24 protein-coding genes are annotated in these 25,127 nt (G+C 69.2%); 9 read left to right on the top strand and 15 right to left on the bottom strand.

Going from position 1 to position 25,127, the window contains the following annotated elements; all coding sequences use genetic code 11:
- Positions 1-135: 135 nt before the first annotated feature.
- Entirely contained in the window at positions 136-606 is a 471-nt protein-coding gene (locus ASG51_RS02160) for a response regulator (protein ID WP_056189093.1), read from the bottom strand.
- A gap of 379 nt (positions 607-985) precedes the next feature.
- On the opposite strand from ASG51_RS02160, the gene ASG51_RS25310 reads away from it, so the two are divergent.
- Together ASG51_RS25310 and ASG51_RS02150 are read left to right on the top strand one after the other, a co-directional pair.
- Complete coding sequence (locus ASG51_RS25310) at positions 986-1,753, top strand: cold shock domain-containing protein (RefSeq protein WP_056272289.1); 768 nt, start codon at positions 986-988, stop codon at positions 1,751-1,753.
- Between the two features lie 127 nt (positions 1,754-1,880).
- Entirely contained in the window at positions 1,881-2,153 is a 273-nt protein-coding gene (locus ASG51_RS02150) for a hypothetical protein (RefSeq protein WP_056378716.1), read from the top strand.
- Positions 2,154-2,247: 94 nt separating this feature from the next.
- On the opposite strand, the gene rpsD is transcribed toward ASG51_RS02150, so the two are convergent.
- Complete coding sequence (gene rpsD / locus ASG51_RS02145; protein ID WP_055953400.1) at positions 2,248-2,865, bottom strand: 30S ribosomal protein S4; 618 nt, start codon at positions 2,863-2,865, stop codon at positions 2,248-2,250.
- Positions 2,866-3,072: 207 nt separating this feature from the next.
- The gene (gene murI / locus ASG51_RS02140; protein ID WP_056212805.1) at positions 3,073-3,951 is read right to left on the bottom strand and encodes a glutamate racemase; all 879 of its coding nucleotides are present in this window, start codon (positions 3,949-3,951) and stop codon (positions 3,073-3,075) included.
- 213 nt (positions 3,952-4,164) lie between these two features.
- Between murI and egtB the strand changes: the two genes are divergently transcribed.
- A complete protein-coding gene (gene egtB / locus ASG51_RS02135; protein ID WP_056212891.1) occupies positions 4,165-5,436 on the top strand; it encodes an ergothioneine biosynthesis protein EgtB in 1,272 nt (423 codons plus the stop codon).
- Positions 5,437-5,485: 49 nt separating this feature from the next.
- Entirely contained in the window at positions 5,486-6,454 is a 969-nt protein-coding gene (egtD, locus tag ASG51_RS02130; RefSeq protein WP_244479572.1) for an L-histidine N(alpha)-methyltransferase, read from the top strand.
- Positions 6,455-6,566: 112 nt separating this feature from the next.
- Here egtD and ASG51_RS02125 read toward each other — a convergent pair whose 3' ends face one another.
- The 4 genes from ASG51_RS02125 to ASG51_RS02110 all read right to left on the bottom strand — a co-directional run bounded on the left by ASG51_RS02125 (position 6,567) and on the right by ASG51_RS02110 (position 10,748).
- Entirely contained in the window at positions 6,567-6,830 is a 264-nt protein-coding gene (locus ASG51_RS02125; protein ID WP_056212809.1) for a hypothetical protein, read from the bottom strand.
- 241 nt (positions 6,831-7,071) lie between these two features.
- Positions 7,072-9,543: an ATP-dependent Clp protease ATP-binding subunit ClpA gene (gene clpA, locus ASG51_RS02120; RefSeq protein ID WP_056212811.1), complete on the bottom strand. Its 2,472-nt coding sequence runs from the start codon at positions 9,541-9,543 to the stop codon at positions 7,072-7,074.
- A gap of 23 nt (positions 9,544-9,566) precedes the next feature.
- Positions 9,567-9,911, bottom strand: a complete 345-nt coding sequence (gene clpS / locus ASG51_RS02115; protein WP_055953857.1) for an ATP-dependent Clp protease adapter ClpS — start codon at positions 9,909-9,911, stop codon at positions 9,567-9,569.
- Between the two features lie 387 nt (positions 9,912-10,298).
- Complete coding sequence (locus ASG51_RS02110; protein WP_082513825.1) at positions 10,299-10,748, bottom strand: phasin family protein; 450 nt, start codon at positions 10,746-10,748, stop codon at positions 10,299-10,301.
- Between the two features lie 299 nt (positions 10,749-11,047).
- Between ASG51_RS02110 and ASG51_RS02105 the strand changes: the two genes are divergently transcribed.
- Positions 11,048-12,535 carry a D-alanyl-D-alanine carboxypeptidase gene (locus ASG51_RS02105; RefSeq protein ID WP_056378710.1) on the top strand — a complete coding sequence of 496 codons (1,488 nt, stop codon included), beginning with the start codon at positions 11,048-11,050 and terminating at the stop codon, positions 12,533-12,535.
- 129 nt (positions 12,536-12,664) lie between these two features.
- On the opposite strand, the gene ASG51_RS02100 is transcribed toward ASG51_RS02105, so the two are convergent.
- From ASG51_RS02100 to ASG51_RS02090, 3 genes are all read right to left on the bottom strand, one after another.
- The gene (locus tag ASG51_RS02100; RefSeq protein ID WP_056378708.1) at positions 12,665-13,342 is read right to left on the bottom strand and encodes a DnaJ domain-containing protein; all 678 of its coding nucleotides are present in this window, start codon (positions 13,340-13,342) and stop codon (positions 12,665-12,667) included.
- The gene (locus ASG51_RS02095) at positions 13,339-13,593 is read right to left on the bottom strand and encodes a hypothetical protein (RefSeq protein ID WP_056378706.1); all 255 of its coding nucleotides are present in this window, start codon (positions 13,591-13,593) and stop codon (positions 13,339-13,341) included. Before ASG51_RS02095 ends, ASG51_RS02100 begins: the two co-directional genes overlap by 4 nt.
- Positions 13,594-13,658: 65 nt before the next feature.
- Positions 13,659-14,816 (bottom strand): trypsin-like peptidase domain-containing protein, encoded by a 1,158-nt coding sequence (locus ASG51_RS02090; protein ID WP_056378704.1) that lies wholly within the window; start codon positions 14,814-14,816, stop codon positions 13,659-13,661.
- 436 nt (positions 14,817-15,252) lie between these two features.
- Between ASG51_RS02090 and ASG51_RS02085 the strand changes: the two genes are divergently transcribed.
- Positions 15,253-15,468, top strand: a complete 216-nt coding sequence (locus ASG51_RS02085) for a hypothetical protein (RefSeq protein ID WP_055953370.1) — start codon at positions 15,253-15,255, stop codon at positions 15,466-15,468.
- A 489-nt stretch (positions 15,469-15,957) separates the two neighbouring features.
- On the opposite strand, the gene galU is transcribed toward ASG51_RS02085, so the two are convergent.
- On the bottom strand, positions 15,958-16,824 hold the full coding sequence (gene galU / locus ASG51_RS02080) for a UTP--glucose-1-phosphate uridylyltransferase GalU (protein ID WP_056272316.1): 867 nt from the start codon (positions 16,822-16,824) through the stop codon (positions 15,958-15,960).
- A gap of 168 nt (positions 16,825-16,992) precedes the next feature.
- Between galU and galE the strand changes: the two genes are divergently transcribed.
- From galE to ASG51_RS02065, 3 genes are all read left to right on the top strand, one after another.
- A complete protein-coding gene (galE, locus tag ASG51_RS02075) occupies positions 16,993-17,982 on the top strand; it encodes a UDP-glucose 4-epimerase GalE (protein ID WP_056378701.1) in 990 nt (329 codons plus the stop codon).
- A 29-nt stretch (positions 17,983-18,011) separates the two neighbouring features.
- Positions 18,012-19,196 carry a lytic murein transglycosylase gene (locus ASG51_RS02070; RefSeq protein WP_056378699.1) on the top strand — a complete coding sequence of 395 codons (1,185 nt, stop codon included), beginning with the start codon at positions 18,012-18,014 and terminating at the stop codon, positions 19,194-19,196.
- A 72-nt stretch (positions 19,197-19,268) separates the two neighbouring features.
- A complete protein-coding gene (locus ASG51_RS02065; protein ID WP_056378697.1) occupies positions 19,269-20,672 on the top strand; it encodes an SGNH family hydrolase in 1,404 nt (467 codons plus the stop codon).
- A gap of 66 nt (positions 20,673-20,738) precedes the next feature.
- On the opposite strand, the gene gor is transcribed toward ASG51_RS02065, so the two are convergent.
- From gor to ASG51_RS02045, 4 genes are all read right to left on the bottom strand, one after another.
- Complete coding sequence (gene gor / locus ASG51_RS02060; RefSeq protein ID WP_056378695.1) at positions 20,739-22,136, bottom strand: glutathione-disulfide reductase; 1,398 nt, start codon at positions 22,134-22,136, stop codon at positions 20,739-20,741.
- 150 nt (positions 22,137-22,286) lie between these two features.
- The gene (rpmG, locus tag ASG51_RS02055; protein ID WP_018044575.1) at positions 22,287-22,454 is read right to left on the bottom strand and encodes a 50S ribosomal protein L33; all 168 of its coding nucleotides are present in this window, start codon (positions 22,452-22,454) and stop codon (positions 22,287-22,289) included.
- A gap of 107 nt (positions 22,455-22,561) precedes the next feature.
- Entirely contained in the window at positions 22,562-23,743 is a 1,182-nt protein-coding gene (locus tag ASG51_RS02050; RefSeq protein ID WP_056212829.1) for an MFS transporter, read from the bottom strand.
- An 85-nt stretch (positions 23,744-23,828) separates the two neighbouring features.
- Complete coding sequence (locus tag ASG51_RS02045; RefSeq protein ID WP_056378693.1) at positions 23,829-25,103, bottom strand: efflux RND transporter periplasmic adaptor subunit; 1,275 nt, start codon at positions 25,101-25,103, stop codon at positions 23,829-23,831.
- Positions 25,104-25,127 lie beyond the last annotated feature (24 nt).

Genomic DNA, 25,127 nt, shown 5'->3' with positions numbered 1-25,127 from the left:
ACAGCCGGACCAACAGTCGCTTGAGACGCTACAGGTCTCCCCGGCAAACTGCAAAGCCTCGATCGCGAACACGATCGGATCCGGGATGATTTCGGCGGCTCGAACGGAGCCGGCCGGGCCTGCTCCGAGCGGTCTTCACCCGAGCTTGCCGGCCGCGGCCATGCGCGGCACGGGCCGGAGGAGGCTCTTGACCTGCGAGAACGGGCGCGGCCGGTTGATCACCTCGTCGAGGCGCGACCACAGGGTCTTGGGCGAGAACGGCTTGGCGATGATCTCGTTGACCCCCAGGGAGATCGCCCGATCGACCACGTTGCGGCGGGGCTGGGCCAGCATCAGGATGATCGGCACGGTGGGCGACGGCGAGGTGGTGGGCGTGCGCGCCAGGCGGATGAACTCCTCGCCCGAGAGGATCGCCAGGTCCCAGTCGATGATGGTGAGGTCCGGCTTGCTCTCGGCCAGGACGCCCAGGGCTTCGGCCCCGTCCGGCGCCTCGAGCACGCGCTTGATCCCGACCCGCATGAGCATGTCGCGCACGATGCGGCGGATGTAGAGACTCTCGTCGACCACCAGTGCCGAGAGGTCCGGAAAACTCGGGGTGGCGATCATGGATGCGGCGTCGGGCCCGGCGGCTCGGGGCGGGCATGCCCCGTCGGCACCCTACCGTCCGGGACTTTGCGCTTTGCTAACATCGACCCGCAAATCGATTCGATCGTCGGGCGCGAGACAGGCCTCGGCGGCGGGCGCGGGCCGCCGCCGCCGCCGGGGTGCGCTAAAAAGCTACGCATTTTGCCGCAGGAAAGTTACGGAACTCTCGCCAACCGGGGCAGAAGCATCTTGCGATCAAGGCGGCTTTCAGTCAGGACTAAGGCGTTATTCTTGGTCACCGCTGCTGGGAGTAATGATAGAGCGGAGCGTGGGCTGTCTGGGATGGCGCGCACGCGGTTATCGAAACTGATGGTCGGCGGACGGTTTTTGCGAGCTTTCTATGGGACGTGGTCGTGATTTTCGGGGGCCGCAGAAGCGCGGCTTCGATGAGGGTGGAGCCGAGCCGCGTTGGCCGGATCAGGCTCCTCCGAGCGGCGGTGGCTACGGTGGTGGTTTCGGCGGTGGCGGCGGTTTCGACCGTGGTCCGTCGCGCGCCGCTGCGGCACCCTCTGGACCGGAGCGCGATGCGACGGTCAAGTGGTTCAACAAGGAGAAAGGCTTCGGGTTCGTCGAGCTGGCTGACGGTTCGGGCGATGCCTTCCTCCACATCCGCGCCGTCGAAGCTGCCGGCCATGCCGACCTCCTCCCCGGCACGCGCCTGACGGTTCACACCGCCCAGGGCCAGAAGGGTCCGCAGGTGACCGACGTCACCAGCGTGGATACCTCCACGGCCGAGGCCGCGCCCATGCGCGACGCGCGTCCGCCCCGCAGCGGCGGCTTCGGTGGCGGCGACCGCTTCGGCGGTGGCGGTGCCGGCGGTTACGGCGGCGGCGGCGGCGGTGGTTACGGCGACCGCGGTGGCGACCGTGGCGGCGGACGCTTCGCCAGCGGCCCGTCCACCGAGATGACCGGCACGGTGAAGTGGTACGACCCGGCCAAGGGCTTCGGCTTCGTCTCCGTCAACGACGGCGGCAAGGACGTGTTCGTGCATCGTTCGGCCCTCTCCCGCGCCGGCCTCGACTCCCTGGCCGAAGGCCAGCAGGTCGTCCTCGGCGTCGTCGAGGGTCAGAAGGGCCGCGAGGCCCAGAGCATCAACGTCGACGATTGATCGACCCGGGCTGGCCGCGCTGCGGCCACCTTTCACGGCATGACTGAAGCGGCGGCCCCTTCCGGGCCGCCGTTTCGCGTTTTGAGACATGACCTTTCGAGACACGACCTTGCCTCCGGAGATCGGAATGCGGACCACCCTCCTCGCGCTGATCGGCCTGGCCGGCCTGGCGGCGCCTGCGCCGGCCGCGGCCGAGGACTTCACAGGCTTCTATGCCGGTGTGAATGCGGGCTACGGCTTCGAGACGGGTGGGCGGGACGGACGCGGCTTCGTGCCGGGTGCGCCGGGCGACGCGCCGGGATCTGCCGCCGACACCGGACTTCCGCCGAGCGCCCGGGATGCGTCCCGTGCCCTGAAGTCGCGCAATCGCGCGTCCCCGGGTAGCGCCCTCCCCCGCTGAGACGGGGCGGCCGTTGCGCTGAAGCCGTCGCCCAACGAGAAAAGGCCGCCCTCGCGGGCGGCCCTTTCGCATCTTCGGCGATGATCCGGTGGGATCAGCGCGAGTAGAACTCGATCACGAGGTTCGGTTCCATCTGGACCGGGTAGGGAACCTCGCCGAGGTTCGGCACGCGCGTGACCCGGGCCGTCATCTTGGAATGATCCACCTCGATGTAGTCCGGCACGTCGCGCTCGGCGAGCTGCGCGGCCACGACGACGATCTCGAGCTGCTTCGAGGAATCCTTGACCTCGATCAGGTCGCCCGGCTTCACGAGGTAGCTGGCGATGTTGACGCGCTGGCCGTTGACCTTGACGTGGCCGTGGTTGACGAACTGACGCGCCGCGAACGGGGTCGGAACGAACTTCGCGCGGTACACGACGGCATCGAGGCGGCGCTCGAGCAGGCCGATCAGGTTCTCGCCGGAATCGCCGCGCAGGCGGATCGCCTCGGCGTAGTAGCGGCGGAACTGCTTCTCGGTGATGTTGGCGTAGTAGCCCTTGAGCTTCTGCTTGGCGCGCAGCTGCGTGCCGAAGTCGGACATCTTGCCCTTGCGGCGCTGGCCGTGCTGGCCGGGGCCGTACTCGCGGCGATTGACGGGGCTCTTCGGGCGGCCCCAGATGTTCTGGCCCATGCGGCGATCGAGCTTGTGCTTCGCCTGAATGCGTTTTGACATCGCGGTTCCTCTCGCAATGGAGATCTATCGAGGAACGCGCCCTCCTCTCTCCGCTGGGCCCGGGAGCCTGGAGCGGAGCGACAGGACGGACATGGCCGCCCACGGGTGCGCTTGAAAAGCATCGGGGCCCCTCGTCGGAGCCCCGTTACCGGCGTCTCGTTAGAGCACGAGGCCGCCGTCGTCAATGCCGAGCCGGCTGCCGGTCGCCTATTGCAGGCCGAGCGGCATCGCCTCCACCGCCACGCGTCCGATCCCGCGCGATTCGAGGGAGCGGCGCAGGGGCGCCGTGAGGCCGGCACCGCTCGTGAAGGCCCCGAGCACCGGCGCATCGTCCCGGCCCAGGGCGCGGGGGCTCGGCCCGATCAGCTGCGTCACCCGCCGGGCGATGGCCGGGGCCGGGTCGATCCAGGTCACGGGCCAGGGGGCGAGGGCCTGGAACCGGGCGAGGAGCAGGGGGTAGTGGGTGCAAGCGAGGCAGACCACGTCGGTGCGCCGGCCGTCCTCCAGGGTGACGAAGCAGGGTGCGATCTCGCGGGCCAGGGCCGCGTCGTCCACGGGCTGGCCGGCCAGCTCCGCTTCCGCGAAACCGGCGAGATTCGGGGCGCCCACCAGGGTGACGGCGCAGGCATTCGCGTAGGTCTCGACGAGTTCGTGGGTGTAGGCGCGCGCCACGGTGCCGGGGGTCGCCAGGAGGCTGACCACCCGCGAGCGGGTCGCCTCCGCGGCCGGCTTGATCGGCGGTACGACGCCGACGAAGGGGGTGGCGAAGCGCTGGCGCAGGGCGGGCAGCACCAGGGTCGAGGCGGTGTTGCAGGCCACCACCACGAGGTCCGGCGCGTGCAGGCCGATCAGGCGCTCCATGACCCCAAGCACCCGCTCGACCAGCACCGGCTCGGACAGGCGGCCATACGGGAAGGCGGCATCGTCGGCGGCGTAGACGTAGGCGGCATCCGGTCGGGCGCGCCGGACCTGCTCCAGCACCGTCAGCCCGCCCAGCCCGGAGTCGAACACCAGGATGGTGGGCGCCGGCGCCACGCTCCGTGCCACGGCCGCCGTGGTCGCTCCTGCCATGAGATCGATCCGCATCCGAGTCCGGCCCGACTGTCCCGCGTGAACGGCGAAGTGTCGGCTCCGGAGGGTTAAGGGGAGGTCACCGTGGCCGGAAAAAGGCGATCGATCCGGCGGTGCGAGCGTGGCCGCGACGAAGGACCCCGCTCGGCCTCCGTTGCCGAATGCCGCCGCGGCCATATCTCCCCTCTCACGTTTAGGTTTGCGGGTTCGGATATGGGAGTGGCCGCCATGGCAGCGACGGCAGCGTTTCGCGAGACCTCTGCGGCCGAGGCCGTTCGATCGGCCTTCCCGCCCCCGCCCCTCTCGGCGACGCCGGTGGATCGCGCGGCCTGGATCGCGGCCTTCCACCATGTCCGCGACGAGACCGAGCGCCGGGCGGCACCGCTTTCGCCCGAGGACCAGCAAATCCAGTCGATGGCGGATGCCAGTCCGACGAAGTGGCATCGCGCGCACACGACATGGTTCTTCGAGCAGTTCCTGTTGCGCGAGCACCTGCCAGGCTACGCCATCTACGACGAGCGGCTGCACTACCTGTTCAACTCGTACTACGTCGCCGCCGGCCCCCGTCAGCCGCGGATCATGCGCGGGCTGATCACCCGCCCGACGGCGGACGAGGTCGCCGCCTACCGCGCGCATGTCGACCGCTCGGTCGACGCCCTCCTGAGTCAGGCGTCCGCCAGCGCCCTCGAGGCGGTGCTTCCGGTCCTCGAGATCGGGCTCTATCACGAGCAGCAGCACCAGGAATTGCTGGTCACCGACATCCTGCACGCCTTCGCCCAGAATCCCCTCGGACCGGCCTACGACGCGGATTGGCGCTTTCCCCGGCCCCAGAGCGCAGGGGGGCGGGCGGAGCTGCGCCGGGGCATCGTGCCCATCGGTCATGCCGGTGAGGGCTTCTCCTTCGACAACGAGTCGCCGCGCCACGATGCGCTGATCCAGGGCGGCACCATCGACCGGGCCCTGGTCACCAACGGGCAGTGGCGCGACTTCATGGCCGATGGTGGCTACGCGCGACCGGAGCTCTGGCTCTCGGATGGCTGGATCGCCGCCCAGGCCGAAGGGTGGGAGGCGCCGGGCTACTGGCGCGAGGCTGAGGGCGGGTGGGCGAGCATGACGCTCGCCGGCATTCGGCCGGTCGATCCCGACCTGCCCGTCACCCATATCAGCTACTACGAGGCCGATGCCTATGCCCGCTGGGCCGGGCGAGACCTGCCCACCGAGTTCGAGTGGGAGGTGGCGGCCCGTGAGGACCTGCTGCCCGACGCCTTCGGGCTGGTCTGGCAATGGACCCGCAGCGCCTACACCGCCTACCCGGGCTACCGCCCGGTGGACGGCGCGCTCGGCGAGTACAACGGCAAGTTCATGTCGAACCAGTTCGTCCTGCGCGGCTCCTCGGTGGCGACCCCGCAGGGCCATGCGCGGGTCGGCTACCGCAACTTCTTCTATCCCCATCAGCGCTGGCAGTTCACGGGCCTGCGCCTGTCGGACGCCCGGTCCTGATCCAAGACCCGTCCCTGAATCGTCGCGTAACCGGAGACGTTCCTTGACCATCAACCCCGTCTTCACGGACGCGACCCCGATCGCGGCCATCGATGCCGAGCGTCAGTTCCTGGACGATGTCCTGGCTGGTCTCTCGGCACCCCAGAAATTCCTGTCGGCGAAGTATTTCTACGACGCGGCGGGCTCGGATCTGTTCGAGGCCATCACCCGGCAGCCGGAATATTATCCGACCCGCACGGAGCTCGGCATCCTCGACGCCCAGGGGGCGGCCATCGCCGCGACCCTCCCGGCCCGGGCGAACCTCGTCGAGCTCGGCAGCGGCTCGACCGTGAAGGTCCGGCGCCTGATGGTGCACCGGCCGGATCTCGCCGCCTACGTTCCGGTCGATGTCTCGGAGAGCTTTCTCCGGAGTGAGGCCGAGGCCCTGGCCCGGGATTTCCCGAACCTGACGATCACCCCCGTGGCGGCCGATTTCACCCGCGCCTTCACCCTGCCGGCCGGCCTGTCGGACGGCCCCGTGGCCGGGTTCTTCCCCGGCTCCACCATCGGCAATTTCGAGCCGCCGCAGGCGACCCGGCTGCTCGCGCATTTCGGGCGGGTGCTCGGGGCCGGCGCCACCCTGATCATCGGCGTCGACCTCGTGAAGGAGAAGGCGGTGCTGGATGCCGCCTACGACGATGCGGCCGGCGTGACCGCGGCCTTTAACCGAAACCTGCTCGTGCGGATGCGCAGCGAACTCGGTGCCGAGGTCGATCTCGACGCCTTCGCCCACCGCGCCTTCTTCAACCCCGAGGCCTCCCGCATTGAGATGCACCTCGTCAGTCTGAAGGCGCAGACCATCCGCATCGCGGACCGCGACATCGCTTTCGCCGAGGGTGAGACGATCCACACCGAGAACAGCTACAAGTATACGGTTGAGCGCTTCCGGGCCCTGGCGGCCGAGGCAGGCTGGCGCGCCGAGGCGGTCTGGACCGATCCCGGCCGGCTGTTCTCGATCCACGCCCTGCGGCGGAGCTGATCGCCCGAGCTCGATGCCGGCGATTCCCTCGGGAAGCCGGCGTCGGTGCTTCGCACGAGCGCCGCGCAGGTCAGGAGGATACCGGCGCCGGTTCGATCGACCGGCGTCCGTATCAGCTTCGCTTCTCCATCATCGCCTTGACCTGCATCAGCTGGTCCCAGAGCTGGCCCGGCGAAGTCCCGAGGAAATCGAGGCTCGCGGTCACGCCCCAGTAGATCCCGAAGACGATCAGCGGAACCAGGATCCAGCCCAGGATCTCCTCGCCGCGGCGCCGGCGCCGGCGCCGCAGCCGGCGCTGCTCCCGAGCCGTGAGTTTCGGTGAGGGGGCCTGCTTGGTCGCGATAGGCGTGAGGGGACCCTCATGCAAGTCGTTCATCGGGGACGCCCCTCCTCAACCGATCTCAGCGATGGGGAAGCGTATCCGGCCAGTCTCTCGCAGTGCCCGCTCTCCATTCCCGCGCTTGCTAACCATCCGGCGCCCGCGTGTCGACCGCCGGATGCGGTTTTCCGCCGCCCTGAGGACATGAAAGAACGGCCCCTCCCGTCGGGGAGGGGCCGCTTCGACTGGGCCTGTCTGGCCTAGCCAACAGACTTGGCGGATCTCAGGCCCCGACCTTTCAGGCCTTGACCAGCGGCACCTTCGGAACGGTGCGGACGCCGGAGCCGCCGCTCGGGCCGCCCTTGTCGTCGCGCTTGTCGTTCGTCTTGCGCGCCGAGGCCTTGGCCTTGGTGCGCTTGTGCTTCTTGGCTGCGTTGGCCACGTCCTTCTCCGGCTTCGGCGTGACCGGACCGGCCGGAAACTCGAAGGCGAGCCCGTCCTTCTCCGCGCCCTCGCCCTTGCGCAGGACGACCTGCACTGCGCCGCCGTCCTTCAAGCGCCCGAACAGCACCTCGTCGGCCAGCGGGGTCTTGATGGTCGACTGGATGAGTCGGGCCATCGGGCGGGCGCCCATCGCGTCGTCGTAGCCGTTCTCGGTCAGCCACTCCCGCGCCTCGTCGGAGAGCTCGATGGTGACGTTGCGGTCGGCGAGCTGGGCCTCGAGCTGGAGGACGAACTTGTCGACCACCTTCGCCACCACATCCTTCGGCAGGTGCCCGAAGGAGATGATCGCGTCGAGACGATTGCGGAATTCCGGCGCGAACAGCTTGTTGATCGCCTCGACATCGTCGCCCGTGCGCTTGGCCTGGGTGAAACCGTAGGCCGAGCGCGCGAGGTCGGAGGCGCCCGCATTCGTGGTCATGATGATGATCACGTTGCGGAAATCGACCTGCTTGCCGTTGTGGTCGGTGAGCTTGCCGTGGTCCATGACCTGCAACAGGATGTTGAACAGGTCCGGATGCGCCTTCTCGATCTCGTCGAGCAGCAGCACGCAATGCGGGTGCTGGTCGATGCCGTCGGTGAGCAGGCCGCCCTGGTCGAACCCGACATAGCCGGGGGGCGCGCCGATGAGGCGGCTGACCGTGTGCCGCTCCATGTACTCCGACATGTCGAAACGCAGCATCTCGACGCCGAGGGACGCGGCGAGCTGCTTGGCGGCCTCGGTCTTGCCGACGCCGGTCGGTCCCGCGAACAGGTACGAGCCGATCGGCTTGTCGGGATCGCGCAGGCCCGCGCGGGCCAGCTTGATCGCCGAGGTCAGCGCGTCGATGGCGTTGGGCTGGCCGTAGACGACGCGCTTCAGGTTCTCGGTGAGGTTCTTGAGAACCACCGCGTCGTCCTTCGAGACGGTCTTCGGCGGGATGCGGGCCATCGTGGCGATGGTCGCCTCGATCTCCTTGACGCCGATGGTTCGCTTGCGGCGCGCTTCCGGCACCAGCATCTGCGAGGCGCCGGTCTCGTCGATGACGTCGATCGCCTTGTCCGGAAGCTTGCGGTCGTTGATGTAGCGCGCCGACAGCTCGACCGCGGCCTTCACGGCCTCAGTGGTGTACTTCAGCTTGTGGAACTCCTCGAAATACGGCTTCAGACCCTTCACGATCTCGATCGCGTCGGGGATCGACGGCTCGTTGACGTCGATCTTCTGGAAGCGGCGCACCAGGGCGCGGTCCTTCTCGAAGTACTGGCGGTACTCCTTGTAGGTGGTCGAGCCGATGCAGCGCAGGGAGCCGTTGGCCAAGGCGGGTTTCAGGAGGTTCGAGGCGTCCATCGCCCCGCCGGAGGTCGCCCCGGCGCCGATCACCGTGTGGATCTCGTCGATGAAGAGCACCGCGTTCGGGTGCGCCTCGATCTCCTTCATCACCTGCTTCAGGCGCTCCTCGAAATCGCCCCGGTAGCGGGTGCCCGCCAGCAGGGTGCCCATGTCGAGGGAGAAGACCGTGGCCTCGATGAGGACCTCGGGCACCTCCTTGTTGATGATCTTTCGCGCCAGGCCCTCGGCGATGGCGGTCTTGCCGACGCCGGGCTCGCCCACGAGGAGCGGGTTGTTCTTCTGGCGGCGGCACAGGATCTGGATCGTGCGCTGCACCTCCGCCTCGCGGCCGATCAGCGGGTCGATCCGCCCGTCGCGGGCCTTCTTGTTCAGGTTGACGCAGTAGGCCTCGAGGGCATCGCCCTTCTTCTTCGCGCGGCCCTCGCCCTCGTCGCCGCTCGGACGCTCGGAGGCGGATTCCTCGTCCGCGCCGCGCACGGGCTTGGCCTCGGAGGCGCCCGGGCGCTTGGCGATGCCGTGGCTGATGTAGTTGACCGCGTCGTAGCGCGTCATGTCCTGCTCCTGCAGGAAGTACGCGGCATGGCTCTCGCGCTCGGCGAAGATCGCCACCAGCACGTTCGCGCCGGTGACCTCCTCGCGCCCGGAGGACTGCACGTGGATCACGGCACGCTGGATCACGCGCTGGAAGCCGGCCGTCGGCTTGGCATCCTGGCGGCCGTCCCCGATGAGGTTCGACAACTCGGTGTCGACGTACTCGACGAGGCTGCGCTTGAGGGTGTCGACCTCGACGTTGCAGGCCCGCATGACCGCGGCCGCGTCCTGATCGTCCACGAGGGCGAGCAGGAGATGCTCCAGCGTCGCATATTCGTGCCGGCGCTCGCCGGCGAGCGCCAGGGCGCGGTGGAGAGCTTGTTCTAGGCTGCGAGAGAAGCTGGGCAAAGCGTGGCCTCTGTGTGGGGTGCCTATTTCTTTTCCATAACGCACTGGAGAGGATGTTGGTGTTTGCGGGCGAAGTCCATGACCTGCGTCACCTTGGTCTCCGCAACTTCGTACGTGAAGATCCCGCACTCGCCGACACCGTTGTGGTGTACGTGCATCATGATCTGAAACGCGACTTCCTGCGACTTGTTGAAGAATTTCTCGACGACGTGGACGACGAACTCCTGGGGAGTGTAGTCGTCGTTCAGCAAGAGAACCCGGTAGAGGCTCGGTCGCTTGGTCTTCGGCTTGGTGCGGGTGATGATGGCGGTTCCGGACCGGCCGTCATCCGTACCACCCGGTTCGCGTGGCTCGTCCGTCGCCCGCACATCGGTGACGCGACGCTGGAGCGTGAAGGTCTCGGGGCCGTCCGCGCGTGAGGATTCGCTGCCCCGTATCAGGACGTCGGTCATCTGAATCGCATCGACCCCTTGGTGCGGCATGCTGCTTGGTGGCTGCTTCATCCGCGGGTCGCGCCGGCGAGGCGCGCTCGCATCGCTGGTAATCTATAGGGCCATCGGCTGCTTCGCCAGTCGGCTGCGCGCACTTGTCCGAGACGGCCGCGGACCGGCGTTCCGAACCGCCCGGACGGTGTTCCGCGATCGCCCGGTCCCGAACACGAAAATGCCCCCGTGCGATCGATCGCACGGGGGCCGGACTGGCAAAACGTCTGGGCTCGCGTCGGGACCGTTCGCCCGACGCGGGAAAGCCGTGTGTCAGGCTGCCTTCTGGTCGGCAATGGAGAAGCCGGGAAGCTTTGGGAAAGCCTTGAAATCGAAGGCCTTCGGATTGAAGAACGTCTTCGGATCGAACAAGGTCTTCGGATCGAAGAAAATCTTGAGGTCGAACGGCGCCTTGGTCTGGAGCGGCGCGCCGACCTCCTGGGCGAGGCCCTGGTACAGGTCGGTCATCACCTTGGCCTGGTTCTGGAGGCGCTCGTAGGACGCCTTGAGGTACTCGGCCTGGATCTCCAGGGCGGACTGGAGCGTGCGCGCGGTGGCGAGCTTCTTTATCGCCGCGGCGCCGGCGCTGTAGGATTCCTTGGCGAAATCGGCCATCTCGATGCTGGCGGTCTGATGGGTCTTGGCGAGCGAGGAGACGCTCTTCATCACCGTGGCGAGGCCGGCCTTGTTCATCTCGGCGGCCTTCTCGTACATCTGCGTCATCTGACGATCCTTCCGCCCCCGCGGGGCTTACCCTGATGTGTCGGGCCATTGCCCGCGAGGCCGAGACCGGCCGGGGCCTTTTGTGTGCGATGCAACATAAGACGTCAAGCGATATATTGCATCGCAATATGACGGTCGGATCCGGCGAATTGGTCTCGCTGCATTAACCGGGCCGTAACTGCGTCCACCTAGCCTGATTGACAGATGTTGCGGGGTTACGGCGGCACGGCCGCACCCCCGCCGAGATGTTGCGGTGCAAGCCGGCCCGCGGGTCGTGCATGTCGAGGCAGTGAGTCGTGATGCGTAGCCATACTCCCCGCGTCGGCCGGGTGCCTGCCCTCTCGGCCGCGATCGCCGCAGCCGCCGTCCTGGCCGCCCTCGCCTCCCCGGCCGAGGCGCGACGTGGCCATCATCACCGCGGTGGCGGCGGTGGCGGCTACAATCCGCCCTACGCCGCCATGGTGGTGGACGTGAAGACCGGCAAGACGCTGCACGCGATCAACGAGGATTCGCTGCGCCACCCGGCCTCCATCACCAAGGTGATGACGCTCTACATGCTGTTCGAACAGCTGGAGCGCGGACGCTACACCCTCGAGTCGCCGCTCACCATCTCGTCCTTCGCGGCCTCCCAGGCCCCCTCGAAGCTCGGCCTGCGGCCGGGTTCCACCATCGAGGTCGAGGACGCGATCAAGGCGATCGTGACGAAGTCGGCCAACGATGTGGCCTGTGCCATCGGCGAGAACATCGCCGGCTCGGAACCCCGCTTCGCCGAGATGATGACGCAGAAGGCCAAGGCCCTCGGCATGAGCCGCACCCACTATGCCAATGCCTCCGGTCTGCCGGATGCCGACCAGATCACCACGGCGCGCGATCTCACGATCCTCGCTCGGGCGATCCAGGATCGCTTCCCGCGCTATTACAAGTACTTCCAGACCCGCTCCTTCGCCTTCCGCGGCCGGGTCATCGGCAATCACAACCGCCTCCTCGGCAATGTTCAGGGCGTGGACGGGATCAAGACCGGCTACACCCGCGATTCCGGCTTCAACCTGATGACGGCGGCCAAGCTCGACGACCGTCAGATCGTGGCGATCGTGCTGGGCGGCAAATCCGGCGCCAGTCGCGACCGGATCATGGCCGACCTCGTCCGCCAGTCCCTGCCCCGCGCCTATGCCGGTGCCCGCCAGGCTCCTTCGACCATCGAGGTCGCGGAGCGCGCCCGCCCGGCCGTGGTCGCCGACGGCGCCTCGCGCACCCGGACGCAGGTGGCTTCCGCCGACGACGAGGATGTTGAGACCACGGCGTCGACCCTGCGCGCTGGCCAGCCTCTCGATATCAGCCCCGCCCGCACCGCCACCATGACGCCCGGCAGCGCCGGCATGAAGTGGCGCTCCGGCGCGCTCCCATCCTCGGCGCAGGCCTATGCGCCGGCGGGCGGCCAGGCCGCCTTCCCGGCCGGCGGCAAGAGCGATGCCCGCTTGGCGTCCATCGACGGTCCTCGCGCCGAGGCGGCGAAACCGGTTTCCGGCGCGCGGATCACCCCCACGGCCTGGGTCATCCAGCTCGGCGCCATGGACGACGAGGACAAAGCGAAATCCATGCTGTCCGAGGCCCGCAGCCGGGCCGGCGGCGCGCTCTCGAAGGCTTCGCCCTATACGGTGAAGGTCGAGCATGGCGGCGCGACCCTGTTCCGCGCCCGGTTCTCGGGCTTCGCCGAGCAGGACAGCGCACAGGATGCCTGCAACGCGCTGAAGCGCAACGGCTTCAATTGCTTCGCCACCCGCAGCTGAGTTCGCGCTGACGGGTTCGCAAGGGGCCGGCGCCCCTTCGGGCGTTCCGGCTCAGGACACGGGCGCCCGGTTCGTATCGCCGGACGGCCGTACTCTCGACATTCCCTGTCTGACAACGCGCGTGGAGTATCAGCGATGTCGGTTGTTAAGCCTGTCACGGGCCGCGTTGACGCGGGCCGCCTGCTCGGCCGTGCCTCCTTGGTCGGGGTGCAGCCGCTTCATCAGCGTCCGGTGAGCCGTTCGGACCTGCTCCAGGGACGCCCCGCGCTCAAGCCCCAGGATCTCATAGGCCTCCTGCTCCGTCATCGCCCCTGGATACGCCGCGCGGCGCGGCCCCGGGTCGGGATTGCCCTGAGCGTCTACACGCCAACCGGGATGCCGGCGGTCGAGATACGCCTCTAGCCGACGGGCGGTGTCGGCATCGCGTCCGAACAGGGCGACGAGGGCGGGCAAAGGAATTACCGACAGGGGTTGGCCGGCATAGGGACCTGCCAGGGCGATCCCCTCCCCCGCCGCATCGAAGCGGATGGTAGCCCCCGAGAGTCGGCGCGGATCGTAGCGGGCGGCAAGGCCCCGGATCCGGCGGTTCAAGGCCGCCGACCCCTCCAGCAGCCAGATGGCACCGCCCCCGAGCAGGATGGCGAACTCGAGCCGGCCCCGCACCAGGAAGAGGGCCGCCAGCGCGAGGGCGGCGTAGCCCCCCACCTGCCGCAGGACGCGCGCCGTCAGGGCCGGATGGCGGATCTTCAGGTTCCGCCCGAACCACCACAGGAGAAGGAGCGCGACCGCTCCGGCAAGGAACGTCACCGGGCGAACCCGTACTCGGCACCGATCCGGCCGCCGACGCGCAGCTTCACCCCGCCGACGTCACGGAACCCCTGGCTGTCCGGCGCTGCCGGCTTCGGGCCCGCCGCGGCGCAGCCGGGCTGGGGCGGCAGGCGGACGCCCTCGGGGGCATTCTCCGGGCAGAGATGGGGCTTTGTGCGCTCGGCGGCACCGGCGGCGAGGACACCGGCCAGCCAGAGCAGGACGGCGCAGGAGGGGCGGTGGCTGACCATGGGTCACTTTCACTGGGCGATGGGTCGCTTTAGCGAGCGCTGCGCGGCGTGACGAGGGCCCGGCCTCAGAGCCGGCTCTCCGCCACGTCCGTGGTGGTGACGCGGACCCGGCGCGTGCGCCCGTCCCGCTCCACGATCAGGTCGACCGAGGCGCCGAGACCGGCCGCCTCCATGGCGGCGGTGAGATCGGCGAGGCGGTGGACCGGCCGGTCGCCGGCCCCCACGATGATGTCGCCGATCTCGCCCGTCTGCGCGTCGACGCCCTGCAGGCCGGCCGCGGCGGCCGGAGAGCCGCGCAGCACGCGCAGGACCACCACCCCGTCGATTCCGAGGCGGGCCGCGGTCGCCTCCTGCCCCGCGATGATGCCGATGCCGGGATTGCGCGTCCGTCCGTTGCGGATGAGTTCGGGCACGACCCGGTTCACGACATCGACCGGGATCGCGAAGCCGATGCCGGCGCTCGCCCCGGAGGGCGAGAAGATGGCGGTGTTCACGCCGATGAGGCGCCCGGCGGAGTCGAGGAGCGGACCGCCGGAATTGCCCGGGTTGATCGCCGCATCGGTCTGGATGACGCCGGAAAGCTCGCGTCCCGCGCTGGTGGGCAGGCGACGCTGCAGGGCGCTGATCACGCCGGTGGTCAGGGTGTGGTCGAGGCCGAACGGGTTGCCGATGGCGAAGACCGACTGGCCGACCTTGAGGTCGGCCGAAGTGCCAATGGCCAGGGGCTGCAGGGCCGCGGTGGTGCGCCCCAGGCGAATGACGGCCAGATCGTAGCTCGGGGCAGCGCCGACGAGGCTCGCCGACACGACCTCGCCGGAGGACAGGCGGACCGCGATGGCGCCCCCACCCTGCGCAGCCGCCGCGACCACGTGGTTGTTGGTGACGATGTGCCCGGCCGCATCCCAGATGAAACCGGTCCCGGTCTGCGAGCCCCCGCCCGGCTCACCGCCCTCGTTGTCGACCCCCATCAGGGCCCGCCCCTGGGCCGCGGCCTGCACGAAGACATGAACCACGGACGGGCTGGCGCGGGCGAAAAGCTCCACCGTCGCCGTCTCGGCGGGCGCCAGATCGCCGCGGGCGGTGATCGCCCGCGCGGTGTCCGCCGAAAACAGGAAGCCGGTCAGGTAGGGCTGCGCCACGAAGAGCGCGAGCAGGCCGAGGGCTGCAGCCGCGGCCCAGCGCAGGAAGCGATCCGCCGGCCGCGGGGGAGACCGATCGGGCATGTGTCATCCTCTTCACCATGCTGCGAAAACCGCATCGCGTCGCATCGCCATTAACTGGGCGGTGACGCAATGGCCTTCAACTGGCTCGGTACCGTGACGGGCCAGGGTGCGTCAGCACACCGAAACCCGTTTTGGCGAAAGATAAACAACGGCTCGACATTGTCAGCCGAGGCGACAAACAGAACGAGAGGGCGTCCAAAAGCAGCCATATTCTGCGCGCTGATCAGCAACGGTGCGGTTTGTATGAGGGAGGGAGCGTTCAGGTGCGGATGAGCATTTCATCCCTGTCTGAAATGACCTCAAAGCTGCCTTAGAGATGCTTCCATTCACCCGGATAGACGTCCCGCAGCAAATGTTCAGGTTCGAGGTCGTACAGACCTTTCGCCGGGCAGCCGGCATCGCGGGGAACGACCCTCACGATCAAAGGAACACACACATGGAAACCCAAGCCCTGGAACGTCCCGCCGATCTGACGATCTGGCGTACCGCTCCGGTTCCGGCTCCCCTCGCTCAGCCTGCGCGCTACCGGACCCTGCGTGAGGCCATCGAGGCTGCCGCCGGCGCCCTGTCCGATCCGGCCAAGCAGCCCTGGATCATCACGGAGGATGGCGAGGTGCTGTCGCCGAACTGGATCCGGACCTACCTGAACTGAAACGACCCGCCGGCGCCGTCGCGTCCGTCGTCCCGCGAGCCGACCGCAGCCCTAGGCGCGGCCGGCTCGCGCGCCTTCCAGAGGCGCCTCCACCGATATCCTGCGGCCTGAGGCCGAGCCCTCGCTCCGCGATCCCGAATGCCGGATCGCGTGCAAATCCTTCCACCCGTTTCACAGGCATGCGTGCGCGCGTGATCGCGCGCCCGAACCCCGGGTCGCCCGCGGAGCCCAAGGCGCGTCGTGCCTGGGGCGTCCGTCTGCACCGTCCGGAGCAGGTACAAAAAAAGGCCGCTCCGAAGAGCGGCCCGAAGTCTAGGGAGGAAACGCCCAAGAAGGGCTGCCGAACCGCGACGCCATCGCGGTCCCGCAACGCACAATCTAAAGTGCGACGCACAAAAATCAAGGCCTTTGCACATCGTTCAACTCGTTTTCTGGAGCTTGGGCTCGGCGTTCCCTGAGGCACCGAGCAGGCCGCGCCGGGGCGCGATCTCAGTGCTCGCTCAGAAGCTGCGCGATTTCGGCCTTAAGGGCCTCCGAGAGGTCCTTGCGCTCGAGGGCGTAGGCGATGTTCGCGGTGAGGAATCCGAGCTTCGAGCCGGTATCGTAGGTCCGGCCCTGGTAGTGCATGCCGAAGAAGGCCTGGTCCTTGGCGAGCTTGATCATGGCGTCGGTGAGTTGGATCTCGCCGCCGGCGCCCGTCTCCCCCGCCGACAGGATGTCGAAGATCTCGGGCTGGAGGATGTAGCGCCCGGAGATGATGAAGTTCGAGGGCGCGGTGCCGGCCTTCGGCTTCTCCACCATGCCGTTGATCTCGAAGGTCTGGCCGAAGGTCTGGCCGACGCCGACGATGCCGTACTGGTGCGTCTCCTCGGGCTTCACCTCCTCGACCGCGATGACGTTGCCGCCGTGGCGCTCGTAGGCGGAGAGCATCTGCTGCATGCAGCCGCGGCTCAGCATATCGGGCAGCAGCACCGCGAAGGGCTCGTCGCCGACGATCTCGCGGGCGCACCAGACGGCGTGCCCGAGGCCGAGCGGCGATTGCTGGCGGGTGAAGCTGGTCTGGCCCGCGGCCGGGAGGTCGCGCTTCAGGGCCTCGTAGGCCTCGGTCTTGCCCCGCTCCTGCAGCATTCGGTCGAGCTCGAAGGCAACGTCGAAGTGGTCTTCGATGACCGCCTTGCCGCGTCCCGTGACGAAGATGAAGTGCTCGATCCCCGCTTCGCGGGCCTCGTCGACGACGTGCTGAACGACCGGCCGGTCGACGACGGTGAGCATCTCCTTCGGAACGGCCTTGGTGGCCGGAAGGAAGCGGGTGCCCAAGCCGGCGACGGGCAGGACGGCTTTGCGAATCGGTTTCATCAAGCGAGACCCGGTAGCGAGGGGAGGTGAGGAAAACCCCGAGTGGATTGACGTTGCCTCGGTACAGCCTCCGCCCAGGGAAGGCGATAGAGCCATCGACGTAACGGGCATAACCGACAAGCTCGTTTTCCGATATATCGTCAGTGAAACGTTTGGGGGGAAGGTGTCATGGCGGTTCTTGTGACGGGCGGTGCGGGCTATATCGGCAGCCACATGGTGCTGGCACTGCTCGACGCCGGGCACGAGGAGGTTGTGGTCCTCGACGACCTTTCAACCGGGTTCGACTGGGCGCTTCCACCTGAGGTGAAGCTCGTCATCGGCGATGTCGCCGACCAGTCGCTCCTCACGGAAGTCATCCTCCAGCATCGTATCGACGCCATCGCGCACTTCGCCGCGCGCATCGTCGTGCCGGATTCGGTCGCGGATCCCCTGCAGTATTACTTGGCCAATACCGTCAAGACCCGGGCCTTGATCGAAACGGCGGTTCGCTGCGGGGTCAAGCACGTGATCTTCTCCTCGACGGCTGCGGTCTACGGCGAGCCGGAGGTCGTGCCGGTTCCGGAGGATCTGCGGCCGTCGCCGATTAATCCGTACGGACGCTCCAAACTGATGAGCGAGTGGATGATCGCCGATGCGGCCAAGGCCCACGGCTTCTCCTACGTCATCCTGCGCTACTTCAACGTGGCCGGAGCCGACCCGCGGGGCCGCACGGGGCAATCGACGCCCAACGCCACCCACCTCATCAAGGTCGCGACCCAGGCCGCCCTCGGGCAGCGGACGCATCTCGAGGTCTTCGGCACCGATTACCCGACGCGGGATGGTTCGTGCCTGCGGGACTACATCCAGGTTTCCGACCTCGCCGAGGCCCATCGCGTCGCCCTGAACCATCTGCGGTCCGGCGGCGAGAGCCTGACCCTGAACTGCGGCTACGGGCGCGGCTACTCGGTCCTCGAGGTGATCGACGTGGTCAAGCGGGTCTCGGGACGCGACTTCGAGGTTCGGCTCTCGCCGCGCCGTCCCGGCGATCCGGCCCAGATCGTCGCCGAGGCCCAGCGCATCCGCGATCTCGGCTGGACGCCGCAGAACGACGACCTCGACCGGATCGTCGCCCAGGCTTTCGCCTGGGAAGAGACCCTGACCCGGCGCAACCGTCTGTGAGGGGCTGGGCGCCGCTCGCCCTTGCGGGCATGCTCGGGGCCGGAACGGTGCTGGCGGCGGGCGGTCAGCCTGTACCGCCCGCAACGTCGGCGGAAGCACAGTCCCGCTTCGCCGCCTTCATCGCCGCGCTGCGACCGGAGGCCGAGGCGCGGGGCGTCTCGGCCCGGACCTTCTCGGCGGCCTTCGCGGGGATGTCCGGACCCGATCCCGACATCCTCGCCCGCACGCGCAAGCAGGGCGAGTTCGGGCGTCCGGTCTGGGACTACCTCGTCGGCGCAGTCTCGCCCGGCCGGATCGCCCGGGGGCAGGCCCACGCCAAGCGGCTCGCGTCCGTCCTCGCGCGGATCGAGGCGCGCTACGGCGTGCCGCGCTGGATCGTGCTGGCGTTCTGGGGCGTCGAGTCGGATTTCGGCGCAAGCGGCGGCAGCGTCCCGACGATCCGGGCCCTCGCGACCCTGGCGGAGGCGCGGTTCCGCGGCACGCTGTTCCGCGATGAACTCCTGGCCGCCCTCACCATCCTGGAGCGGGGCGACGTCACGCCGGAGCACATGAAGGGTTCCTGGGCCGGGGCCATGGGGCAGGTGCAGTTCCTGCCGTCCAGTTTCCTGGTCCACGCGGTGGATTTCGACGGCGACGGGCACCGCGACATCTGGGGATCGGAAGCGGACGCCCTGGCCTCCATCGCCGCCTACCTCAAGACCCTGGGCTGGAACCCGGCCTTCTCCTGGGGCTACGCGGTCACCCTGCCGGTGGGGTTCGATCTCGCCCGCTATCGCGGCGGGCTCGTGGATTTTGCCCGGCGCGGGGTTCGACGCACCGACGGTCAGGCCCTGCCGGATGCGGGCACCGCCAGCCTGTTCCTGCCGGGCGGCCTCGGGGGGCCGGTCTTCCTGATCACCGACAATTTCGAGGTGGTCCGCGCCTACAACACCTCGGATTCCTACGCGTTGGCGGTGGGGCATCTCGCCGACCGACTGGCCGGCGAGCCGGTCCTCGCCGCGCCCTGGCCGGTCCGCGACGCCCGCCTCGACAAGGCGGGGCTGCAAGCCCTCCAGGCGGGCCTCACGGAGCGCGGCCTTTACGCGGGCGAGGCGGACGGGCGCGCCGGACCAAAGCTGCGGGAGGCGGTGCGGCAGTACCAGATCGCCGAGGGCCTACCGGCGGACGGCTACGCGACGCCGCGGTTGCTGGAACACCTGCGGGGGCGGCCTTAGACCTCGGCGGCATCCTCCTCTAAGGTGTCGGCCACCCGACCGGTCCTCCGGTCCGATTGATCGAGGCGTCCCATGACCTTGCCGGCATCGCGCGCGGCCTGGTGTTTCCTCTCCGGTCTGTCCCTGCTCCTCGCCGGCGCCGGGCCGGCCTGTGCGCAATGGGGCGATTCCTACGACGCGCCCCGGGGCGGCGATTACCAATCCCCCCGCCGCCGGGCCCGGGACTATTACCGGGACGACGACGGCTACGCCGCCCGCCAGGCGAACCGGCGCTACGCGCCTCCGCCCCAGGAGGCGCCGCGCCAGTTCTACTGGCCCTGGGAGGATCGCCCCGCTCCGCCCCAGGTCGCCCCCGTGCCGAGCGCCCGCCCGGCGCCGCCGCGCAATCGGGGCTATGCCGATGACGGGCGCTCAAGCCACGATGACGGGCGCGCCGTCCGGCGCCGTCCCCGCCCGGCCCCGGTCGTGGCCCAGCCGAAGCCGGTCGCACCGAAGGTCGAGCCGACGACGCGGATCGCGGTCTTCGGCGATACCCTGGCCGGCCACCTCGGCGGCGGCCTGTCGAACGTCTTCGAAGACAATACGGAGATCGGCGTGGTGGATCGCTCGAAGGCCGATAGCGGCCTCGTGCGGAAGGACGTGGTCGACTGGCCGAAGGCCGCCGAGGAGTTCCTGAAGGCCAACCCGAAGACCACCTATGCCCTCGTCATGATGGGATCGAACGATCGCCAACCCATCCGGGAGGGAGACCAGACCCTCGATCCCTTGAGCGACCGCTGGCGCACCCTCTATGCCGAGCGCGTCGACGCCCTGATCAAGGTGTTCACGGACGCGAAGATCCCGCTGATCTGGGTCGGGGCTCCGCCCATGCGCAGCGAATCCCTGACGAAGGACATCGCCGCGATCAACGACATCTACCGCGAGCGCGTGGCCAAGGCCGGCCAGACCTACGTCGATATCTGGCCCGGCTTCGTCGACGACCGCAACCGCTACACCGCGACGGGGCCCGACCTGGAAGGTCAGGAAGCCAAGCTGCGCACGGCGGACGGTGTCCACTTCACCAAGGCGGGCGCGCGCAAAATGGCGCATTTCGCCGACGTCGAGCTGAAGCGGATGATGGGCACGGGTGCGCCGCCGGCCCAGCCGGCGCTCGCCGCCCCCGTGGCGGTGGCGCCGCAGCCGCCGCTGGAAGGCGAGGCGGCCAAGCTCGACGATGCCGCCGCCATCGACCGGCAGATCACCGCGATGCTCCCGAGCCTGCCGGAGCCGCCCGGCATCCCGGCCCTGCCGGTCAAGCCCCTCGCCGGCCCGGTGGTGCCCCTCGGCCGCGCCGAGGTGACGCCGGGGGGGACGCTGATCAGCGGACGCCCCCGCGACGCCGATCCCTCGGGCACCGTCGAGCGCGCCCTGGTGCGGGGCGCCGCCCCCCTGCCCCAGCCCGGCCGGGCCGACGACTTCAAGTGGCCGCCGGGCTGACCGGCGGTCGATCCTCGAGCTTGTCCAGGTGGCGGATCGGACGCGGGGATCCCGGCCCCCGGGGCGCTAGCCGACGCCCACCGGATGCTTCGTCACCACGGGGCTGCGCATGGTGACGAGCTCCTCGCCGGCCGTGGGATGCACCGCGATGGTGCGGTCGAAATCCGCCTTGGTGGCGCCCATGGTGACGGCGATGCCCACGGCCTGAATGATCTCGCCGGCATCGTGGCCGAGGACGTGGACGCCGACGACGCGGTCGCTGGCGCGGTCCACCACGACCTTCATCAGCACGCGCTCGTCGCGGCCGGACAGGGTCGCCTTCATCGGGCGAAAATGCGAGCGGTATACGTCGATGGTGCCGTAGAGGTCACGGGCCACATCCTCGTTGTGGCCAACGACCCCGATCTCCGGGGTCGAGAAGACGGCCGTGGGGATGAGGCCGTGGTCGACGCACCACGGCGTGTCGCCGAACACCGTGTCGGCGAAGGCGTGGCCCTCGCGAATCGCGATCGGGGTCAGCGCAGCTCGGTCGGTGACGTCGCCGACCGCGTAGATCGACGGCACGCGGGTCTGCGAGAAGGCGTCGACCGGGATCGCGCCGCGGGCATCGGGGGCGATCCCGATCGCCTCGAGACCGAGGCCGGCGATGTTGGGGCGCCGGCCCGTGGCCGTCAGGACCTGATCGACCTCCAGGGTGCTGCCGTCGTCGAGGGTGACGCGGATGCCGCTCCCGGCCTGGTCGAGGCGCTCCACCGTGCGGTTGAGGCGCAGGTCCATGCGCTTGGCATAGGCTTCGCCGAGGGCGTCGCGGAGCTCGTCGTCGAAGCCCCGCAGGAGCCGGTCGCCCCGGTGCAGCAGGGTGGTGCGGCTGCCCAGATGGGCGAAGACGCCGGCGAACTCGACGGCGATGTAGCCGCCGCCCACCACGAGGATGCGCTCGGGCAGCGTTTCCAGTTCGAAGACCTCGTTGGAGGTGATGGCGAGCTCGGCGCCCGGGATCAGCGGCTCCTTGACCGGATGGGCCCCGACCGCGACGAGGATGAAGCGGGCGGTGACGCGGCGGTCCGATCCGACGAGGCGCACGGTGTGCGCATCCTCGATCACCGCCCGTTCGGGGATGACGGTGACGCCGGCCCGGCCGAGATTGGCGTCGTAGATGCCCTCCAGGCGCGTCACCTCGGCATCGCGCCGGGCCTTCAGGATGCGCCAGTCGAAGCGCGGCTCGGGCACCGACCAGCCGAAGCCGGCGGCATCCTCGAATTCGTCGGCGAAGCGCCCGGCATAGACCATGAGCTTCTTCGGCACGCAGCCGCGGATCACGCAGGTGCCGCCGACCCGGTACTCCTCGGCGAGCTGGACCCGGGCGCCGTAGCCGGCCGCGATGCGGGCCGCCCGGACGCCGCCGGAGCCGCCGCCGATGACGAACAGATCGACGTCGAAGGTGCGGTCCAGATCGTCTGCCATGAACTCATCCTGCGGGTGGGAGCGCCGAGGGCTCTCCATCGCCCGAACGGGGCAGCACATCAACCGTCCCGCGGCGCAAACGAAAAGGCCGCTTCCCCACCCGGAGAAACGGCCTCGAAGACACCGATGCGGCGCGAGGCGCCGGCGGGCTTACTTGATCTTGGTTTCCTTGAAGTCGACATGCTTGCGCACGACGGGGTCGTACTTCTTCATCGACAGCTTCTCGGTCTGCGTACGGGAGTTCTTCTTGGTGACGTAGAAGTAACCCGTGTCGGCGGTCGAGATCAGCTTGACTTTAACGGTGACGGCCTTGGCCATGGACGCGGCGCTCCTGTGATCGCGGCATTCCGCATCAGCGAAACGCAAAAGGGCCGGCGGTGGCCGGCTGAATACCGGCGGGTGATTGCCCCATCGGCCGGGATTCGTCAAGGCGCCTCATACGTCGGATGCCGGACGATGCCCAGGGCGACGACCATCGCGTAGCCCAGGAACAGCAGGCAGAGGCTGTAGGCGAACCCCTGGGGCGGGATCAGGTCCATCCCCCCGCCGATGAGCGGCGGACCGAGCATCAGACCGACATTGTAGAGGACCACGAAGGCGGCGTTGGCCCCCGCCAGTTCCGGCCCCCGCACGGTGGCGCCGAGATGGGCGAGGCCCACGGTGTAGAGCGTCCCGGCGATGCCGCCCCACAGGAAGAGCAATCCGAGGAGGGCCGGAAACCAGGTCGATGCCAGGGGTATCAGCATCGACCCGAGGGCCCCGCCGAGCCCGGCCATGAGCAGGACGAGGCGCCGGTCGACCCGGTCGGCGAGCCAGCCGAAGGGGATCTGGAAGAGGACGTTGCCCAGCGCCAGCGCACTGACGAGGCCGGCCGCCGTCTCGGCGTCGTAGCCGAGGCGCAGGCCGTAGAGGGGCAGGATCGCGAAGCCGCCGGTCTCCACCGCCCCGTAGACCAGGGCTGCCGCGGTGGCGGCGGGCGCGAGGCGCAGATAGGCGTGGAAGGGGCGCGACGCGCCGTGTCCGATCACCGGGGACAGGCCCCGGGCCAGCAGGAGGGGGACCAGGGCGACGAGGAACAGGCCGGCCCCGCCGAGATAGGGCGCGTAGCCCTGCGTCCCCAGGACGGTGAGCAGGGTCGGTCCCACCGCGAAGCCCAGCGCCAGGACCGTGGCGTAGACGCCCATCACCAGGCCGCGCCGCTCCGGCGGGGCCGCCGCGTTGATCCAGAACTCCGAGAGCACGAACAGGGCGCCGAGGCTCGTGGAAAACACGAAGCGCAGCACGAACCACCAGGCGATGCCCTGGAGGAGCTTGAAGGCGACGAGGCAGAGGGCGCCGAGGACGATGGCGCCCACGAGGAGCGGCAGCACGCCGAGCCGGGCCGCCAGGCGCGGTACGAACGGCACCGTCAGGATGGCCGCGAGGCCCGCCACGGCGGTGTTCACCCCGATCAGGGTGCTCGACGCGCCCATGCGCGCCATCTCGATGGAGAGCAGCGGGATCGTCAGGCTAAGGCCGATGCCGACCACCGCCACGCAGGTGATGGCCGCGGCGATCGAGGCGAAGCGGGAGCCGTCGCGCGACTCGGCGTGGGGAGGGGCCGGCATGAAGGGGTCCGCTGCGGGTCGCTGGCGCGACGCCGGGACCGCCTTGTCTACGCCGGGGCGGGCCGGCGCAACCGGGGGCCTGCCCTCAGCGCGCGGCCGATTTCAGCGGCTTGCCGTCGGCGGTCGGCGGCTTGCGCTCGATCTTCTGGCCGTCCTGCAGGTCGGCGGGGGGGCTGAGTACGATCTCCTCGCCGCCCTCCAGGCCCTGGTCGAGCTCCACCGTGGTACCGAGGTCGCGCCGGATCGTCACCGTGCGCCACTGTGCCGTGCCGTCGTCGCGGGCCACCGCCACCTGGGTGCCGCGCTGGTTGAAGACGAGGGTCTCGGCCGGCACCCGCACGTTCGGTTCGGTGCGCGGCACCTTCAGGGTGACGTAGACGTAGAGCCCGGCCCGCAGGGCGCCGTCGGTGTTCGGGACGTCGACCTGCGCCGTCAGGGTGCGCGACGAGGTCAGCAGCGCCACCGAGCTGCGCTCGACCTTGCCCGAGAAGGTCCGGTCGGCGATCTGCGGCACCTTGATGGACGCATCCACCCCCGGCTTCACCCCGACGGCGACGTTCTGGGGTACGTTGACCGAGACGCGCAGGATGTCGTCGCGGTCCATGGAAAGCAGGGCGGTCCCTGTGCCGTCGGCGTGCACGAGGTCGCCGACATCGACGCCGCGCTGGGTCACCACGCCGTCGAAGGGCGCGATGATGTCCTTGAAGCCGGTGAGCGCCCGCAGGCGCTCCACCGTGGCCGCCTGGGCCTTGATGTTGGCCTGGGCCACCTTCACGCCGGCTTCCGCCGAGGCGAGGGTCGCGGCCTGGCTGAGCACGCTGGCCTGGGAATTGTCCGCGTTCTGCTTCGAGGCCCAGCCCTGGCCGGCCAGCGTCGTGGTGCGGCTGTTGGTGACGTTGGCGAGGTTCACATTGGCCTTGGCCTGGTCGACCATGGACCGGGCCTGGAGGAGCGCGGCCTCGAGCTGTCCCGTCTGCGCCTCCGCCTGGGCCAGCTGCTGGTCGAGGTCGGGCGCCGCGATGCGCATCAGGATGTCGCCCTGGCGGACACGGCTGCCGATATCGACCCGGCGCTCGGCGATGTAGCCGGTGGCGCGGGCGTAGAGGGCCGCCTTGGCGAAGGCGTCGGTCTGCCCCGGCAGGGTGATGTCGATGGGCTTGTCCGCCCGCTCCGCGGTGGCGGTGCGCACCACCGGCACGAAGCTGTTCACCTTGCGCTGGGTCTCGGAGGCGGCGGCGCGCCGCTGCATCTGGCCGTAGCCGCCCCAGGCGAGGAGGCCGATGGCCGCCAGGGCGGCGATCACGAACGGTGCCTTGCCGGGCGGCGGCGGGATGTCGGACGGATCGTGGGTCTGATGCATCACGCCTGTCCCATCGCCGAACCG

Source organism: Methylobacterium sp. Leaf465 (assembly GCF_001424705.1).
Classification (GTDB): Bacteria; Pseudomonadota; Alphaproteobacteria; order Rhizobiales; family Beijerinckiaceae; genus Methylobacterium.
The sequence above is the reverse complement of the archived record's forward strand: the minus strand, read 5'-3'. Positions and strand labels throughout refer to the sequence as shown.